The following is a 16,209-nucleotide window of genomic DNA, read 5'->3' as shown; positions in this document are numbered from 1 at the left end:
AGGATTCGATCTGGGCCAACGGAGGGACCGGAAGACCTGTCGCCAAGGGCATCGTCGGCACCGCGCGCCATGCTAGCGGAGGGCGTCCCTCTATCTTGGGGCCCAGAGCGCATCCGCTCCACGACGGAATCGAACGATTGACTGCCTTCCCCAGGGGCTAGGCTTGAGTGCGAGCGTGAACTGCTCGATCCGGCTCCAGCATCCCCAATGCGCGATCTGCCAGATCGGCCAATGCCCGTCATATTCCATCTCTGATAAAGGCGAGAATCGCTGCTTATGATGTTGCGGGCTGATGTCGCTCAGCCATGGTGTATCAAGGCTTTGGCCCATAAGTGCAATCGCCCAGATGGCGCATGGCATGAGATCTGAGGAACCTGCGGCATGTTTTCGGCAACCGTCATGGTCAGCCCGGACCCGAGACGGCGCGGCCTAGATCCTGGCCAAAGTACACGCCAGCAGCCCAAGATCGGCCGAGACTGGCACGCGATCGCATCACGCCGCACTCGCTATCCTCAGTTTTTCAGAGACAGAGTGGAGGTTTGATTGCGCGCTGCCTTTCACCGGGACCGTTCTTCGTCCATCTACGCGAAGATGAATTGCCGGTAGAACCACTCCGGCCAAATGCATCCGGGCAAACAGGTTCGCGAATCTTTGGCTTCCTACGTCCGTTTGCCCGGTGGCTCCCGACTGATTCGCTTCGTCAGCTTCGCCACCGTAGTGGACATCGAACGAGGCACCAATTCGACCATACATGATGATTGGCACTCCTGCGTTTGCATTGGGTTCAGGCTGATGAGGCGCGGCAGGCCTAGATAGACCGTCTGGCTGACGATTGGCTGACGGAGGCGTTCTCCCGGACCGATAAAGAAAATCCGAGACCTGGCTCAAGCGTTAATGAATCGGGCTGCGGCCTACACCGGCCGGCGAAGGCCGCAGGTCAGGCCGCCTGGGCCTGCGATCGGGCGCTGTCACCTTATCTGAGGAGCGTCTTGAGCTGGCTGGGACGAAGAGATTACGGAAACGGGCATCCGCCGCCGTTCTCCCACCCTCCCGTTTCGTCCTGGTGTGACAAATAAGGAGAACTTCTACTCTCCCTCTGGCGTAACGTCGGAGCCTGCCCACAAGCGCGGAAGACCGGCGTCGTGATTCCTGATGTTCAGAGCCTTCCATTGCAGCGCGGGGAAGTTCTCTATCGCGTGCTTGACGGCGGCATCGCCTTGGAGACTGCTGACGTCGATCCGTCCCTCTTCGTAGAGAGCATCAAGGAACGACATCTCGCCGCGATCATGTTCGAACAAGGGCGCCAGTCGTTCTTGCCATTCGGCCAGCACGAGCTCGCACCAGGCTTCGGGCGGCCGTCCTTGTCGAACATGTCGCTCTTCACGACGGTCAGCAATTTTCCGCGGAGTTCGTCGACGAAGAGGTCTTCGCGACGGCTCTCCAGCCAGCAACCGAGGATACCAGCGAGCGACTGGTTCTCGCGAGCTGTCGTCAACCCGACGAGCTTGGTCGTCGAGGGCGCGCACGGTCTGTAGCGCGTTAGAGAGTTCTTCGGTGCCCGCCGCCAGGTCGGGCCGCTCGACGCAGTCGACGAGGGTGCCGATGACGCCGATCAGCCCGCGGCCGGTCGGCAAAAACAGCCGCTTGGCGCCCGGCAGCGTATCCGAGCCGCGTTCGGCCGGGCGATCGTTGGACCAGGTCCAGTTCGCCGCTGCAAGGTCGGCCCTGTCGAGTTCATCCTCAGGCGGATAGCCGGATACCGTGAGCACGCCGTCTTCCGGCAGCAGCAGCACGACGCGTACTTTCAGCATCAGCGCGGTCTGATGGGCGGTCGCCCACAGCACGTCGTCCAGCGTCGCGGTGCCCGCAAGCTTGCGGCTGAAGGCGTAGAGCGATTCGGTGGTGCGGAGCCTGCCGATCGCCGTAACCGCCTGGGTGCGGACCCGCGCCGCGACATTGGAGACCAGGATCGCAATCAGCATGAAGAAGAAGAAGAAGGCGGCAACGTTGGTCGGTTCGGTGATCGTGAAGGTGTAGATCGACGGCAGGAAGAAGAAATTGTAGCACAGCGAGGCCGCGACGCTGGCGCAAGGCCGACGGCCACGACCAGCAGCACCATCAAATACGGTTTTGGATCGAACGGTTTGGATCGTTCCGCGTTGCGTACCGTTTTCTTTGGAACAGGCTCGGCGGCGAGCTCCTCGCCGGCAATGACATTGACGCTGATATTGCCGGCGCGCCGCACCAGATCATGCACCACCGAACCGCGCATCAGCTCGAACCACCATGGGCGCGTCGACTTGCTGATGATGATCTGCGTCACGTTATTGGCATGGGCGAACTGAACGACATCATCGGCGATGCGGCGGCCGACACTGGGAATGGCGATGGACTCGCCGCCGAGCGATTCGGCCAACCGCATCGTGTCGGCCCAATCGGTCGCGCGGCCCGTCGGTCAGTTGCAGGCTGCGCCGCGTCTCGATGGTGACCGCGGTCCAGGGCGCATGCAGCCGGTCCGCCAGCCGCTTGGTGTAGCGCACCAGGCCCGCGGCGCGCGGATCCTCGCTGAGGCACACCAAAATGCGCTCGCCCGCGGCTCAGGGACCGGCAATGGCATTGGCCTTCATGTGGGTGAGCAACTGCTCGTCGACCCGCTCGGCGGTGCGGCGCAACGCCAGCTCGCGCAGCGCGGTCAGATTGCCCGGCGAGAAATAATGCTCCAGATCGTCGGGCGTGAGATCGATCAGCTCGATCGCGTCGGCGCGGTCGAACATCTTGTCCGGTACGGTTTCGCGCATCCGTACATGCGTGATCTGCGCGACCACGTCATTGAGGCTTTCGATGTGCTGGACGTTGACCGCCGTGTAGACGTCGATGCCACGGGACAGCAACTCCTCGACATCGAGATAGCGTTTGGGATGACGGCTGCCCGGCGCGCTGGTATGAGCGAGTTCGTCGACAGGGCGATCTGCGGACGGCGCGCGATCAGCGCGTCGAGGTCCATTTCCTCCAGCGTCTGGTCCTTGTAGCTCAGCCGCTTGCGCGGCAGCACTTCCAGCCCCTTCAGCAGCGCTTCGGTCTCGGGCCGCCCGTGGGTTTCGACCACACCGATGATGACATCGATGCCCGCCTTCAGCCTTGCATTCGCGCTTTGCAGCATCTCATAGGTCTTGCCGACACCGGGTGCGGCACCGACGAAGATCTTCAGTTTTCCGGCTTGATCGCCCTCCCGCCGCGCGGCCTCCAGCAACGCGTCCGGCGCGGGTCTTTTTTCATGATCGTGGCCGGCTTAAACCATACGGCAATATAGTCCTGACACTGGATAGTCCTCACACTGGGCTCGGCCTAGCTGGTCTCATTTGGACGCCGCGGCATCCAGCGCCAGATTGAGGGCCAGAACGTTAACCCGGGGCTCGCCCAGCAAGAGCCGCCCTATTCCGGTGCCGCGGGTGGCGAAGGCGCGGAAGTTTTCCGGCGAAATATCCGGATCGAGCCCGCTGGCCGAGGTGGTGACGAGGTCGACCGGAACGGACAAGGGTTTTCGGCCTTCACTTCTCGAGGGTATCTTCCTTGACCCGGTCGGCCAGGGCCTTGCTGGTCGAGCTGACTGCACCACTATGCCGGCCAGAGTATTCGCGCTCCAGATACTGCGACGTGGCCCCTGCTTCAGATCCGCTTAGTCGCGAGACGGCTGCTTGGCAGGCGGGCCGCTCTTACTTCCCGGCAACCCTTTAACGTTAGATGGGTCCTGCGCCTGAACCGTCGGATTGCGCTGGTCTGTCGCGGAGCTGGAGCCAACCGTCTCTCATGGTTTGACAGCAGGACCGTTCTTGTTACCCGGCTGACCTGGTATTCCGGCGCCGGAGTTCTGCGCACTCGGAGCAGATGAGACATCTGGCTTGTTCGTTTGCCCGGATGCCGCTGGAGATAAAACCGTGATTTCGGTCATGATCCGCTTCATTGTGTTTCCCTCCTTGCCTCATCAGAACGAACGCGCTCCTCCAGAGCGCGTTCCGACCGGGCGCAAAGTTAACCAAATGCCGGAAGGGCAATTGCCCGAGTGCAATCCTCCGTACCATGGTATCGCCAGCACCGCTGACCAAAGGCGATGCGCCGGCTTTACCTGCAAGATCAGGCGGCCTCACGTTGCTCGTGCTCCACATACTCCACCGTACGTTTGCGTCTATCCATTGGGCCATCCGCTCCTCTTCCTTCGATGTCGCCTCGAGCGGCGGCCGCGCTGAATCCATTCCGGTCGCGGGGCAGAGAGCCAGGAGAGACTTATAAGCAGCGATTTCGAAGGGCTCGAAAGCATTGTTGGTAAACGTATTGTTCAGAATTTCGTCCAGCCATCGCATGCGCCATGGCCTGCAGGTTTGCCCTCGCCGGTAGCGCCGTTGTCTTGGCACTGGAGGTGCTCTCCCCACAAGCCTGCAGGCAGTCCTTCAGTCGCTTGAGTTGTTCATTGGCTTCCTGCAGGTGCCGAAGGCCGACATATGTCGCGCGCGTTGTTGCTCATAACGGTATCCTTTGGCTTTGTCGCACCGTCCCATCGGTTCCCGCAAACACATCAGAGAAGGACTCGTTCCAAGCTCGTCTGAGCCGGCCAGCACTGATGCCGTCCCAGCCGTTGCCCAGCTGTGCGGACGGAAATCGGCGTTGCTCAGTCGCGAAAGAAGTCACTGACAGGCACGCCGCAGCGAGATCGACGGCCGGCCGCTAAGCGCATCCGCGACCTGGCCAGACGACCTTTTGGAGTATCCCGCTTAGAGGCGGCGCGCCATTGAGAGGTGGTGCCGCAAACGGGGCAGAGCGGTCCGCGCGAAGCTGACGAGACGCGTGTGGTCCCCGGTCGCTGCATAGGAGGAAAAGAGCGCGACCGCCTTCCGATGGCCGGAAATCATGAGGGTTCCCCCTGGTTCGACAGCTTTGAGCCGGAACGGCGCTCCGGTTATTCCGAAGCCGCGGAATTTGCACACGCTGGCACCGCGATCGCAAGTGTGCTTGCCACGATGGCGATGGCAAGAGTGGATTCCTGAAGCGTTTTCACGGGCATCCTCTCTTGGACTTGTGAATTCATTGACTGCCCCCACTCATGCGGCGAGGGGAGCGATCAGAAGCTCAACTGGGGCGATCACAAGGGATTGAGACAACCGAGCTACCTCATGGCCGAGGCTCCCAATCCTGGCGCCAATAAACGGAAGCCCCGGCTTGGCGCGCGCCGCTCCCTTCAGTCTCGGACGTCCGCGGAGTCCACTCCCTCAGGGGAGAGTAGGCCAAAATACAACCATACTCGCAGTACAGAATAGGGAGCGGCGACACAGAGCGCCGACCGACTGCTAAGGCCCGACTGCGGCGGGGGTTTCTCCTCCTTTACCCCGCCGCGCCCGAAATCAGATCTGCTGCAAAACGTCGGGCGTCCTCTTCTTTCCTCGCGCAATCAAGGAACAAGACTTGACAGTTCAAATCGGCGTCAATGGCCACTCCATGTTTGCCTCCGGGGCGTACCGCCAGATCAATGACGAGGACGTCTTCAAGACGCTCGCCGCACATAAACTCAAGCGATACCGCCTGACCATTCCTCTGGCGGCTGACACTGATCCATGGGTAGCGACGCGCTTCACCTCGATCGTGGGCCTTGCCGCCAACTATGGCGTCACTCTTGAACCTGTTCTGGCGCTTCCGCTAATGTGGGGCGACAAGACCGATGCCGGCAAGTATCCTGCCGGCGAAGCTGCTGCGATCTACTCCCAGGGCTACAATCGGACCCTGGCGTTTGTTCGCCAGTTCGCATCTTCAGTCGGCGACTGGGAACTTGGTAATGAGATCAATCTGACCGTCCGTGATGCCAACGGCTCTCCGTTGTTCGGCAAGGGGTGGACCTCTGCCGAGTTCGCGGCATATCCGTCGATGGCCGACTTCGCCAATCTCTTGCGGGGAATGTCGGACGCGATCGAGCAGGTACGCCGCGACACCGGCAGAAACCTTCGGCGCATCGTCGGCACCACATCGACGATGTTCGGCTACATCGCGACTTCATGAAGGCGAATGGCGTCAAGATCGATGTGCTCGGCTATCACTATTACGAGCATGCCGGCGTGGACCCGACGAACTACTGGGGCGGAGTTCGTCCCAACTTCAACCTGTTCACAAAGCTGTCGAGCTACGGCGTTCCAGTCGCCATCAATGAGATGAACGGCGCCGAGGTCTACGACGCAACCTTCGTCAACACCTCGACGTCTGCCTCGATGTCGGCCTGTAACTCAAACCTGGATGCGATGCTGGCGAAGTTCTCTCAGCATTCGTTCATCGAGTGGATCGATCTCTACGAGCTGATCGACGAGCTGGACAAGACTGGTCCCGAAGGTCGGTTCGGGCTGATGTCCAATCTGTCGACCCCGAAGCCGCTCATGTCGACGGTTGACAAGTATACGGGTGGCCCCCAGTAGGCCCCACCCGCACCAGCACCGACACCAGCTCCCGTATCGCCTCCGGCGCCGACCATATCCGTGTCCTACCGATGCTCCTGCGTACGGGGCATCGGTCATTTCGTTTCCTGTCGATCACCCTGATCGCTTCAGCAACCTCAATGACCGCAACCGCGCATCCGGCATCGGCCTGTTCAATGCCGGTCGCCAGCTTGGCTGGTCTCATGGGAGCAGCCCTGCTCCACAGATCGATCGACGATACCCGACCTGTCGGCTTGGAAGCTCGCGGTTCAGAGCGGCACGCTCATTGACTCAACGCTCTTTGGCCTGTGAGAGACCAATCCGTCCTTCATCGCGCTCCGCGAATGTCTCCCCAGCCCTCGCTTGTTCAGCAAAGGCCACAATGCTTGCTTCCGTTTCGGCGATCTGAGTCTTCATCTGTTCGGGACGCGCGGACCATCCGCCGCCATGCGCCTGATGCGGTCGATTTCTTCGGCTGTCTGAGCCTGCACCTCATCGGATAGAACGTGAGGGGGCGGCAATGCGCAGAGCTTCTCGAACTCATCGCTTTCGCTCTGGAGCACGATCAACGAGTAGTCGGAAAATACGATGAGGGCATCGACCATCTCGTCGGTCTCGTCTAGGATCAAAACTCACGCACGCGGCGAGCCTTTGGATCATATTTTGTGGCGGCCGCTGAAGAGGATTCTGATTCGACATCCAGGCTATGATCCAATGAAGATGACAGAGGCTCAGCTCGCTGTTCCGGAGTCGTTCGAGAAGGCCGTTTGATAAAGCTCCTCAATCTTCGTGACTTCGTCTGGCGTTAATTGGGAGAATTCGTTGTCACGGGCGCGCTTTGAGAGTCGCCCTTCATTCTGTTGCAAGAATCCAAAGAGATTGTTGAGGGTGCGCTCCGGCATGTCGATCATGTTTTCGACGCCCGCCCGGAATGTATCGAAGCTCCGCAAGAACCGGATTTCCTTCGGAAGATCCTGTTCGATGGTCCTCTGCACGCATTCGTACAGAAACTCCGCGTGCGGCGTTGCATCGAAAAAGCGGTAAACGTCAGCCGTATCGTTCAGGACCTTGACGTTGCCCTGTGGAGTAGGCTGCCATTGGACGCATGGCAGCAATCTACTCGAATAGCTTTCTAATCCGTCCTTGTATTCGGCGATTTTGTCTTAGGATGGCGGCTGAAACCGGAAAGTGGATGCCGCCGGATTGAATCCGTCGTGCCAGGTGCGGCCATTGCCGTCCTCGAATGGATGGATGTAGACGAACCCGAAGGCCAGCACGGCGGCAGCCACAACGGGGGCAAGCTCAATTGACCAGGCCTGGTCGAACGCGATCAATCCGTGGACGAGGGAGGCGATATCTTCGTGATGCGCGCTGATATGGTCGGGAATGGGTCTCTGCGTCTCGTGGTCATGCTCACCGACGAAACCGCCTTCCTTCCGAAAGCCGAGCTTCACGAAACGCTCATCACCGATGACAATGCGGTGCAGGCGCAAGAACACCGTCTCATCGAGCGGTGTCCATCCTGCTTCGCCGATGACCCTATCCCACCGCTGGATAAGATCCTGCGGCGGCTTCTCGCCTTCGATGACGCAGCTCGATTTTGAATCCTTGAGGAGAAGGGTCAATTGCGCGGGCCCGCCGCAACGCTCTGGCCATGGCGCCTGGCTCGGAACGCCGGCGCGCCCGTCAGGATCCGGCCCGATGGGCGTCGATGTTGTTCAGGAGGACTCGCTAAGCGTAGGCATAACCGGGTTCCTTGCCGATCGGCGGCCACATTCTCAGCCAGACAAGCACCTTAACGTTGGCCTTCCACCGGAAGGCGCTCTAGCCAGGTCTAGCTCGGCTTCTCGGCCTAAGCGCCTTGCAATAATTTATTGTAATTACGCAACTGAATTTTATTGAGAACGCCAGCATAATACTATTGATATTAAACAGCGTTATATTATTGTATTCGCAGGACATCAAACTATCGGAACCTCGCGAGCTGGAACATGCCCACTCTCCACGAAAAACTCGCCCAGTCCCTCACTGAGCTGAAGACCCTCAGCAACGGCGGAAATCGACGAATCTTCCGGAGCGACGAACTTTCGCGCACCCACCGCGAACGGCTGGTGAAGGCCGGGTTCCTGAAGGAGATCATCAAAGGATGGGTGCTGATGACGCGGCCCGAGGAGCGGTCGGGCGACAGCACGTCGTGGTACTCGTCGTTCTGGGAGTTTTGCCGCGCCTACTGCAACGAGCGCTTCAAGAGTGACTGGGTCCTCTCGGCAGAAAACTCAATCCCGCTACTTGCAGAAAATCTCAACGTTCCGAAGCAGATCGTGATCGCGGCACCGACCGCCAATAACCAAACCCAGCCCCTTCTCCATGGCACCTCCCTTTATCTGTACAAGGCGACCAAACTGCTGGTGACCCCGGTCAAGACCGCCGGGGTCCAGACCTTTCCGGCGCCGGAGGCGATCTGCGCTGCCGCGCCAGCTTTCTGGCAGACGCAGAAGAACGACGTCATCGCCCTGCTCGGTTCGCAGAGGAATGCCAGCGCAATCCTAAAAGTCCTCCTGGAAGGCGGACATGCGGCCGCGGCGGGGCGCATCGCCGGGGCGTACCGACTGCTGGGCAACACGCGGGCCGCCGACGATATCGTCACCGCGATGACGGCGGGCGGGCACGATGTCAGGGAAGATGCCGATCCATTCAAAGCGCCGGTACCGATGCAGCTTCCAAGCCGGGCCACGCCACCAATCATGACGCGAATCCGTCTCATGTGGGCGGAGATACGCGAAAAGGTGTTAGCAAATTTCAAGCTTGAGCCGCGGCGTATCAACGATCATGACGGATATCTGGCCGCGATCGACGAACGGTACACCTCGGACGCGTACCACTCGCTTTCTATCGAAGGCTACTCGGTCACGGAGGAACTGATCGAGAAGGTGAAGACCGGAAAATGGGATCCCAACGGCAGCGATGGAGATCGCAAACAAACGGATGCAATGGCCGCGAAGGGCTACTGGGATGCGTTCCAAGTGGTCCGTGGCGCGGTGGCCCGCGTGCTCAACGGCGAGGACGCCGCCGAGATCGCCGATCGAGAGCACCTCGACTGGTACCGGGCCCTCTTTCAGCCCTCAGTTCAAGCCGGCATCATCAAGCCCAAAAACCTCGCCGGTTATCGAACTCACTTCGTTTTCATCAGGAACTCGGGACACACACCGGTCGCTTGGGAATCGGTACCTGACGCCATGGAGGCTTTTCTTGATTGCCTGAAGGAGGAGAAGGATCCGCGCGTGAGAGCTGTGCTCGGACACTTCATATTCACCTTCATACACCCTCTTCCAGACGGCAATGGCCGAACGGGCCGCTTCCTCATGAATGTCATGATGGCATCGGGAGGACTGCCTTGGACAATCATTCCCGTCGGCAGACGCGACGAATACATGCGGGCACTCGAGAGCGCGAGCGTACAAGGTGATGTCGGTCCCTTCGCCGCATTCCTGGCAGACTGTTGTCGTCGTGAACCGCCTCCGCCCCGGCAGAGCCTTCCGGGAGAAGTCCAAGCACTGGCGGACCTCGGTTGAGGATCGCGCCGGACTAGGGCTCGGCAAAAAGCCCAGTGCCACCAAATCGCGCGCGCACGTTGCGAGCCATCGCACGGCGAGATGCCGACGTGACCGGCGCCCGTGGGCTAACCTCGAAGCGCGCGCGATCATGATCGGGATGACCAGCATGATGATCAGCGATCAAGCTGACCAGCACCGATCGCGATCGGCGTGATCTCGATCATCATCCTCGGCGGCATCAGCATGCCGATGTCCAGCAGCAGAAGCAGTACGCCATTCCGCTGTCAGCCTCAGAACGGACGTTGGGAGGCCGTTCTCGGCTGCAAGGTCGAGGTGCTGACCAAGGGCCTTCTTTCTCCCGACCCGCGCGGCAGCGCGCGGATGCCGAACAACAGTTCGGCGATGGTGACGCTGGAGAAAAACAGCGTCTCGGGCCCCTGGGCGTCGAGCCAGTCACGAACCGATGGATGCGGTTCGGACTTCATCGCTCGGAGACCAGATTCGTATCGAGCAGGATCATTCGAAGCGCATCGGCTCAGCGAGACGCGCGTCGCGGCCATGTTCAAGTGCCTCGACATCGGCATTGGTGAGGCCGATCTTCTCGGGACGCACGGCGGCCTCCAGAATGGCGCGCATTTCCGCTTCCGCGCTGCGATTGTGCTACGCCGCGCGGACTTTCCCCTTGTAGGCAGCACCATTCTCAAGCGCGATCGTGCTGCACGACCGGGTCCACGAAGGTGATGTGCAACGTGATCGGCCCTCTGCAACCGTCGAGCAACACGCGAAGCCTGCTGCGCGTAGCACCGAACCCGAGAACGACTCCTTGCTTGCCGCTCAGACGCGGTCCAGCCGCTTCGCAAACGACTACACGCTCACCTACGGTCCAGTCGTGGAGCGTACTTTCACTGGCACATGTCACTTTGAGTGTCCGAGGACTTTACCCGTCCCAATTCCAACCACGCCGAAAGAGACACGCAGTTAACGATCGCACATCGGGTCCCTCCGTTTCCGACACGCCTCGAAATGCTGCAAGACTCGCATAACCGCGGCCCGACGCCTAGCCGAATGTTAGAGCTCTGCCTGGCGGTTCAGGGCCGGACTGGATCCACCAGTTGGAGTACGAACCTCCGGAATGCTGGTCTACTTTGAATTGGAGGATCCTTTTTGCAGTGGCGTTTATCCATTGGTCTAGGAGGGCCTAACGGGCGCTCTCAGGGCAATGAGCGTTCTGTCCACCGTCGCGACGATATCCGCGACCGTGCTGTGGTCGGCATCGCGGTGGTGCTGTTCACGACGCATGACCATTCGGAGGTTGAGGACGATGACTGCCACAAAACTCTCGCGACCCTTCCGTGAAAGAAATGCTCTCGAGCGCCTGGGACCGGGAGCTGGCGAAAGATCTTGCCCAGGAAGTCGAGATCTGCACAGGCGACCGCGCGAAACGTTCGCCGAGATGCGCGGCTTCCTTGCCGTCAAGGGCTACCGGGAATTTCTGCCGGCCGCAGAAGGCTCGCGTAAAAAATCGTCGAAGACGCGCTGAACTTGGTCGCTCACGCGATACGCTCCTACGCGCTCGAAAGGCCGGCTCCATCCGCCGCGCTTTTCCGGAGCGCGGCCGTGATTGTTCCGAGTGGCGCGACGCTCGTGAAAACCTGCATACGCTGATAATCGGCGTCCTAGCCGAATTACGGGCTCTTCGGCGAAGCCGCCGAGAACGCCCTCACTATGTTGAGGAGTCTCGTTCGCGCCTACGTGCTGAACGAACTCATGCACACGGTCGTGGGATCGATTCCTACGACGAAGCGTTCGACGAGGCCCTCCAGGTCTTTCGTGCTCGGGCTGCCGGCTTTCGCTTCCTCGAGAGGCGGCCGGGCGAGCGGGCCGTTGCGGCAGGAGCTTGCCTACGTCGCCGATCAAGAGGAAGGATGGGCCTCCCGGTAGGGGATCGAGGTAAGGTCTGGCAACGGCGCTGGCCGAGATTTTGGGTTGAATGCGCTCTACGGCCGGACGCCCGGGGGAGAAATACTGCAATTGCGGCGGACCAGCTACGTCCGCGCAAAGGACATTGCGCTGGCGCAACGGCGGCCCCGGCCGGCTTCAATAAGAAAGCATCACACCAGAATTGGGAGCGTATTGGGCATGAAGAAAACAGAGAAGACTTATCCCATTCTTGAAGGCCTCCTGGATGTTTTCGGTAACTGGCTGAGGCATCGTCGTGAACTCCGTGAGTTGCATCAACTCTACTGCGGCACGAATCGCGCCGATCTGCGCGTTACGCCTGCAGACCTCGATGCGTGGTCAAGGACGCTTGCGGCTGACGAAATTGCCCGGGTTACTGAAGGTTCTCGGCATCGACCACGAGGATGTCTTCGCGATCGAAGCCGGCAGTGCTGCGCGACGAGCGGGTCTGCACCCAATGCGACCGGAAGGTTGAGTGCAACAACGATGTCGAGATCAGGGTGGATACCAGAGATTACGAAGACTACTGCCTCAACGCTCCAACGATGCAAGCGCTCAGCAGCAGCCTGGAGGGCCACCAGAGATGACACCGAATTTGACCGTGTGGCGGTGCCTCGCATCCTCCGCCCATCAGCAAGGAGATCGCCGATGCTTCCGCCCGCACTCTACACCACCCAGCCTTCCACGACTCGCTCCGCGCCCTCGCCGTCCGCTGCGTTCGGCGGCTGGTCGGCGGCTGGTCGGCGGCTGGTCGGCCAGACGGCGCTCGTGGCCAGCGAATTCGCAAGCGGCAAGGACGAGGAGATCTCGGCGAGGGCCCACCGCATCGCGGCCGAAGCGATCCTCGAGACCACGGTGCGCCTGGTAAACCGGGCGAGCCCGGACAAGGCGGCCAATACAGACTGTCAGGTCGCGCGCAAGCTCTGGACCCTGACGGCCGGCGAGCTGAAGCACGCGGAGGACCACATGCTGCTGCTCGGCCGCAAGAACGCCATGGAGGATCGCGACCTTCCTGCTCGAGACGGACATCCCGCACCGCGGCCGCCGGCCTGATGGCCGTCCGAGTGCCGCCGTGACATCGGCGACTATCTCGGCCTCATCCTGGAGACGGTCTCGCGAGCCCTGTCAGAGCTTCACGCCTAAGGCCTTCTCGGCTTCTCCGGAGCGCGCCAGATCGTGCTGCGCCATCGCCAGCATTTGCCGGACATGGAGGTCGGACTCCCGCCACGCCGCCGGTCCGTTCAGTTGCGCCGCCTTCGATTGGCAACAACGCCCCCATGCAGTGACACAACCTGCCGTCATAACAAACCTGGTCAACCCTCCATCAACGACGACAGGGATGCTCTCCCATTCACTGGAAGTCCGCCGCACCTCGTGTGGAAAGCTACCGCTTTACCGCTTAGCCGGCGCCTCTTGCGGCGGCTCGTCGTCGGCAATCGCCCGCCACGCTGCGCCGTCGAGATCGTCGTACTGGCCGCTCCGGAGCGACCAGAGGAAGCCGGCGAGGCCGGCAAGACCGAGCATCAGCGCCAGCGGGACCAGAATGATCAGGATCTCCATCACACGATCTTCCGCGAGGCGCTGCGTGCCCGCAGCGAATTCAGCATGACCAGGATTGACGAGCCGCTCATAGCGGCAGCCGCGATCAGGGGCGTGACGACACCGCTGATCGCGATCGGCACCGCCAGGACGTTGTAGCCGATCGCAAGCCAGAGGTTTTGCCGCATCAAATGCAGCGCCTTGCGCGCGGAATCGATGGCGGCAACGACTGGCGCCAGCGGCCGGCCGAGGAAGACGAGATCGGCGGTCGCCTGGCTGAGATGCGCGGCCGAGATCGGCGACATCGAGACGTGGGCCGCCGCGAGCGAGGGTGCATCGTTCATGCCGTCGCCAACCATCAGCACTTTTGCGCCTCGCCGTTTCAGCTCCTCGATCCGCGCGATCTTGTCGGCCGGCGTCACGCCGGCGCGCCACTCGGCGATGCCGAGCGCGTGGGCGGCCGCCCTCACCGCCGGCTCGCGGTCGCCGGAGAGGATCTCGATGCCGATGTTGCGCGCCTTCAGCGCCGCGATCACGGCCTGCGCATCCGGACGCAGCCCCTGGCGCACCGAGAGGATGAATTTTTCCGTTCCCTTGCTGAAAGCGACGATGGAGGCTTCAGCGTCGAGATTGACGCCGCCGGCCAACGCCTCGGCGCCGCAGAAGGACGGACGACCAAGACGAATCTCGACGCCCTCGACCACAGCGCGCACGCCCTGCCCGGCCTCCTCGACCGCGCCGACGATCGGCGATCTGGCGCCGGCGGCCTGCGCGACCGCAGCGGCCACCGCATGATTGCTCGACAGCGCGAGGCGACCGGCGAGCTCGAAGATATCAGTGGAGATCTCGGCCGCATTCGTGACTGCGAGATCCGGCAGAGTCAGCGTGCCGGTCTTGTCGAAGATGATGTGGTCGGCTTCGGCCAGCCGCTCGATGGCGTCGCCCGAATTGAGCAGCACACCCGACTTGAACATCGCGCCCGAGGCCACCGTCTGCACCGTCGGGATCGCAAGCCCGAGCGCGCAGGGACAGGTGATGATCAGCACGGCAACGCCGGTCACGATTGCATCATGCCAGCTCGCGCCGGCGATGACCCATCCAAGGACGGTGAGAAGCGCGGTCGCGTGGACCACCGGCGCATAGAGCCGCGAGGCGCGATCCGCGAGCCGCATGTAGCGCGAGCGCGCCTGGAGCGCGTTGTCGAGCAGCCGCGTGATCTCGGCAAGCAGCGTGGCTTCTGAGGCGGCCGAGACCCGCACCCGCAGCGTGCCGGAGATGTTCATCGAGCCCGCATAGACCGGCGTGCCCCGCCCGGCCGTGACATAGAGCGTCTCGCCGGTGATCAGGCTCTGGTCGATCTCGGAGCGTCCCTCGATCACGGTGCCGTCGACCGCGCAACGCTCGCCGGGCCGCAGCAGCACGATGTCGCCGGGATGGATCGCCGCAACCGGCACCTGCGAAATCTCGTCAGGCCCGACGAACTTGGCCGCGGTCTCGGCCTTGAGTGCGGCGAGATTGCCCGCGACCGCGCGCGTCCGCCGCCGCGTGTTCTGGTCGAGGAAGCGGCCGACCAAAAGAAACGTGAGCAGCATGATCGCCGCGTCGAAATAGGCGTGCTCGGCGTGGTGGATGGTCTCGACCACGGACATGCCGAGCGCAAGGCACACCCCGATCGAGATCGGCACGTCCATGTTGGTGGTCTTGTTCGATAGCGCGCGCCAGGCCGAGCGGAAGAACGGCTGCCCCGCATAGGCTGCCGCCGGCAGCGCGATCAGCGCCGACAGCCAGTGGAAAAAGTCGCGCTGCTCGGGCAACATGTCGGAGACATTGCCGGACCACACCGGGATCGACAGCATCATCACGTTCAAGGTGGCGAACGCGGCGACGCCAAGGCAGCGCAGCAGGAAGCGCGAACCGGCAACTTCCGTCGCCTCCGCGCTCTCGGTCTCGTAAGGATAGGCCTTGTAGCCAAGCTCTGCCAGCCGATCGATGAAACGGCTTGGGTCGAGCGTGCCCTGCTTCCATTCCAGCGCGACGCGCCGGTCGGTGAGGTTCACCCGCGCCAGCGTGACGTCGGGAATCGCCGACAGTCCGCGCTCGATCTTGGCCATGCATCCGGCGCAGTGAACGCCCTCGACCGCGAGATCGATGTGCTGGACGCCTTCGCCCGCGGTCCGGACGTAGTGCGAGAAGTCCCGCGTGATCTGCATGGCGAAATCCTTCAGTTCAGAATGACGCGGTTGCGTGACAGGAAGACGCGCGCGCCACGCAATTCGCCCTCGATCACCATGTCCCATTGCCCGGGCGCGACGGAGGCGGCATTGCCGCGATAGATGCCGATGCCGGCCTCCGAGAGCTCGACCGCGAGATCAGCTCGCTTGTCGGTCGGCCGCTCCAGGCGGCCGCCGAACTTCAACCCGCTCACCGGATGCCCGGCAGCGTCGCGCGCTTCGACCTGGAGCACGGCATTGCCATCGGCGCGCCGCTCGATATGAGCGTTAACCTGCCATTTGCGCGCGGCTTGGTCCTGCGCCGCCGAGATCTCGCGGTCATAAATGAGGCCTGCGGCATAGGGGCTGTCGACGTCGGTGCCGGGCAGCGTCGCGATCGCAAGCTTCATCATGGTCACGTTGACGCCGATCACGACGCCGAAGAAGGCGACCAGCATCGGGAACACCTTGGTCCCGGTCAGCGGCTTGGATGCCATG

At 61.8% G+C, this 16,209-nt stretch carries 11 protein-coding genes and 5 pseudogenes; 4 read left to right on the top strand and 12 right to left on the bottom strand.

All coding sequences use genetic code 11. The features are described 5' to 3' along the window. Positions 1–1,598 precede the first annotated feature (1,598 nt). From IVB45_RS06875 to IVB45_RS06860, 4 genes and pseudogenes are all read right to left on the bottom strand, one after another. A pseudogene (locus IVB45_RS06875) lies at positions 1,599–3,250 on the bottom strand (DUF4118 domain-containing protein); the annotation flags it as partial. Positions 3,251–3,355: 105 nt separating this feature from the next. Then, positions 3,356–3,599: pseudogene (locus IVB45_RS06870) on the bottom strand (potassium-transporting ATPase subunit C); the annotation flags it as partial. 77 nt (positions 3,600–3,676) lie between these two features. After that, positions 3,677–3,949: pseudogene (locus tag IVB45_RS06865) on the bottom strand (hypothetical protein). After that, positions 3,834–4,358: a DUF892 family protein gene (locus IVB45_RS06860; protein WP_247363295.1), complete on the bottom strand. Its 525-nt coding sequence runs from the start codon at positions 4,356–4,358 to the stop codon at positions 3,834–3,836. The pseudogene IVB45_RS06865 and the gene IVB45_RS06860 overlap by 116 nt, the downstream one beginning before the upstream one ends. Positions 4,359–5,454: 1,096 nt before the next feature. Between IVB45_RS06860 and IVB45_RS06855 the strand changes: the two genes are divergently transcribed. Both IVB45_RS06855 and IVB45_RS06850 read left to right on the top strand, forming a co-directional pair. After that, positions 5,455–6,042 (top strand): hypothetical protein, encoded by a 588-nt coding sequence (locus IVB45_RS06855; RefSeq protein ID WP_247363294.1) that lies wholly within the window; start codon positions 5,455–5,457, stop codon positions 6,040–6,042. After that, complete coding sequence (locus IVB45_RS06850) at positions 6,039–6,449, top strand: hypothetical protein (protein WP_247363293.1); 411 nt, start codon at positions 6,039–6,041, stop codon at positions 6,447–6,449. The genes IVB45_RS06855 and IVB45_RS06850 overlap by 4 nt, the downstream gene beginning before the upstream one ends. Positions 6,450–6,862: 413 nt before the next feature. Here IVB45_RS06850 and IVB45_RS06845 read toward each other — a convergent pair whose 3' ends face one another. From IVB45_RS06845 to IVB45_RS06835, 3 genes are all read right to left on the bottom strand, one after another. Then, positions 6,863–7,054 (bottom strand): hypothetical protein, encoded by a 192-nt coding sequence (locus IVB45_RS06845; RefSeq protein WP_247342204.1) that lies wholly within the window; start codon positions 7,052–7,054, stop codon positions 6,863–6,865. 126 nt (positions 7,055–7,180) lie between these two features. Continuing rightward, positions 7,181–7,564: a hypothetical protein gene (locus tag IVB45_RS06840; RefSeq protein WP_247363290.1), complete on the bottom strand. Its 384-nt coding sequence runs from the start codon at positions 7,562–7,564 to the stop codon at positions 7,181–7,183. Positions 7,565–7,612: 48 nt separating this feature from the next. Next, entirely contained in the window at positions 7,613–8,074 is a 462-nt protein-coding gene (locus IVB45_RS06835; RefSeq protein WP_256469461.1) for a Fic family protein, read from the bottom strand. Between the two features lie 366 nt (positions 8,075–8,440). Here IVB45_RS06835 and IVB45_RS06830 point away from each other — a divergent pair, with 366 nt between their 5' ends. Further along, on the top strand, positions 8,441–10,021 hold the full coding sequence (locus tag IVB45_RS06830; protein WP_247363286.1) for a Fic family protein: 1,581 nt from the start codon (positions 8,441–8,443) through the stop codon (positions 10,019–10,021). 272 nt (positions 10,022–10,293) lie between these two features. Here IVB45_RS06830 and IVB45_RS06825 read toward each other — a convergent pair whose 3' ends face one another. Further along, complete coding sequence (locus IVB45_RS06825) at positions 10,294–10,488, bottom strand: hypothetical protein (protein WP_345946931.1); 195 nt, start codon at positions 10,486–10,488, stop codon at positions 10,294–10,296. A gap of 31 nt (positions 10,489–10,519) precedes the next feature. Continuing rightward, positions 10,520–10,714: pseudogene (locus tag IVB45_RS06820) on the bottom strand (hypothetical protein). 1,896 nt (positions 10,715–12,610) lie between these two features. Between IVB45_RS06820 and IVB45_RS06810 the strand changes: the two are divergent. Then, a pseudogene (locus IVB45_RS06810) lies at positions 12,611–13,174 on the top strand (helix-turn-helix domain-containing protein); the annotation flags it as partial. A 180-nt stretch (positions 13,175–13,354) separates the two neighbouring features. Here the strand turns inward: IVB45_RS06810 and ccoS are convergent. The 3 genes from ccoS to IVB45_RS06795 are packed head-to-tail and all read right to left on the bottom strand — an operon-like array spanning position 13,355 to position 16,208. Continuing rightward, positions 13,355–13,522 (bottom strand): cbb3-type cytochrome oxidase assembly protein CcoS, encoded by a 168-nt coding sequence (ccoS, locus tag IVB45_RS06805; RefSeq protein WP_247342297.1) that lies wholly within the window; start codon positions 13,520–13,522, stop codon positions 13,355–13,357. Next, the gene (locus tag IVB45_RS06800; protein ID WP_247363285.1) at positions 13,522–15,711 is read right to left on the bottom strand and encodes a cation-translocating P-type ATPase; all 2,190 of its coding nucleotides are present in this window, start codon (positions 15,709–15,711) and stop codon (positions 13,522–13,524) included. The genes ccoS and IVB45_RS06800 overlap by 1 nt, the downstream gene beginning before the upstream one ends. Before the next feature lie 11 nt (positions 15,712–15,722). Continuing rightward, the gene (locus IVB45_RS06795; protein ID WP_247363284.1) at positions 15,723–16,208 is read right to left on the bottom strand and encodes a FixH family protein; all 486 of its coding nucleotides are present in this window, start codon (positions 16,206–16,208) and stop codon (positions 15,723–15,725) included. Between the last annotated feature and the right edge of the window lies 1 nt (position 16,209).

It is taken from the genome of Bradyrhizobium sp. 4 (assembly GCF_023100905.1).
GTDB lineage: Bacteria > Pseudomonadota > Alphaproteobacteria > Rhizobiales > Xanthobacteraceae > Bradyrhizobium.
This window is presented reverse-complemented; position numbering and strand designations above follow the sequence as displayed.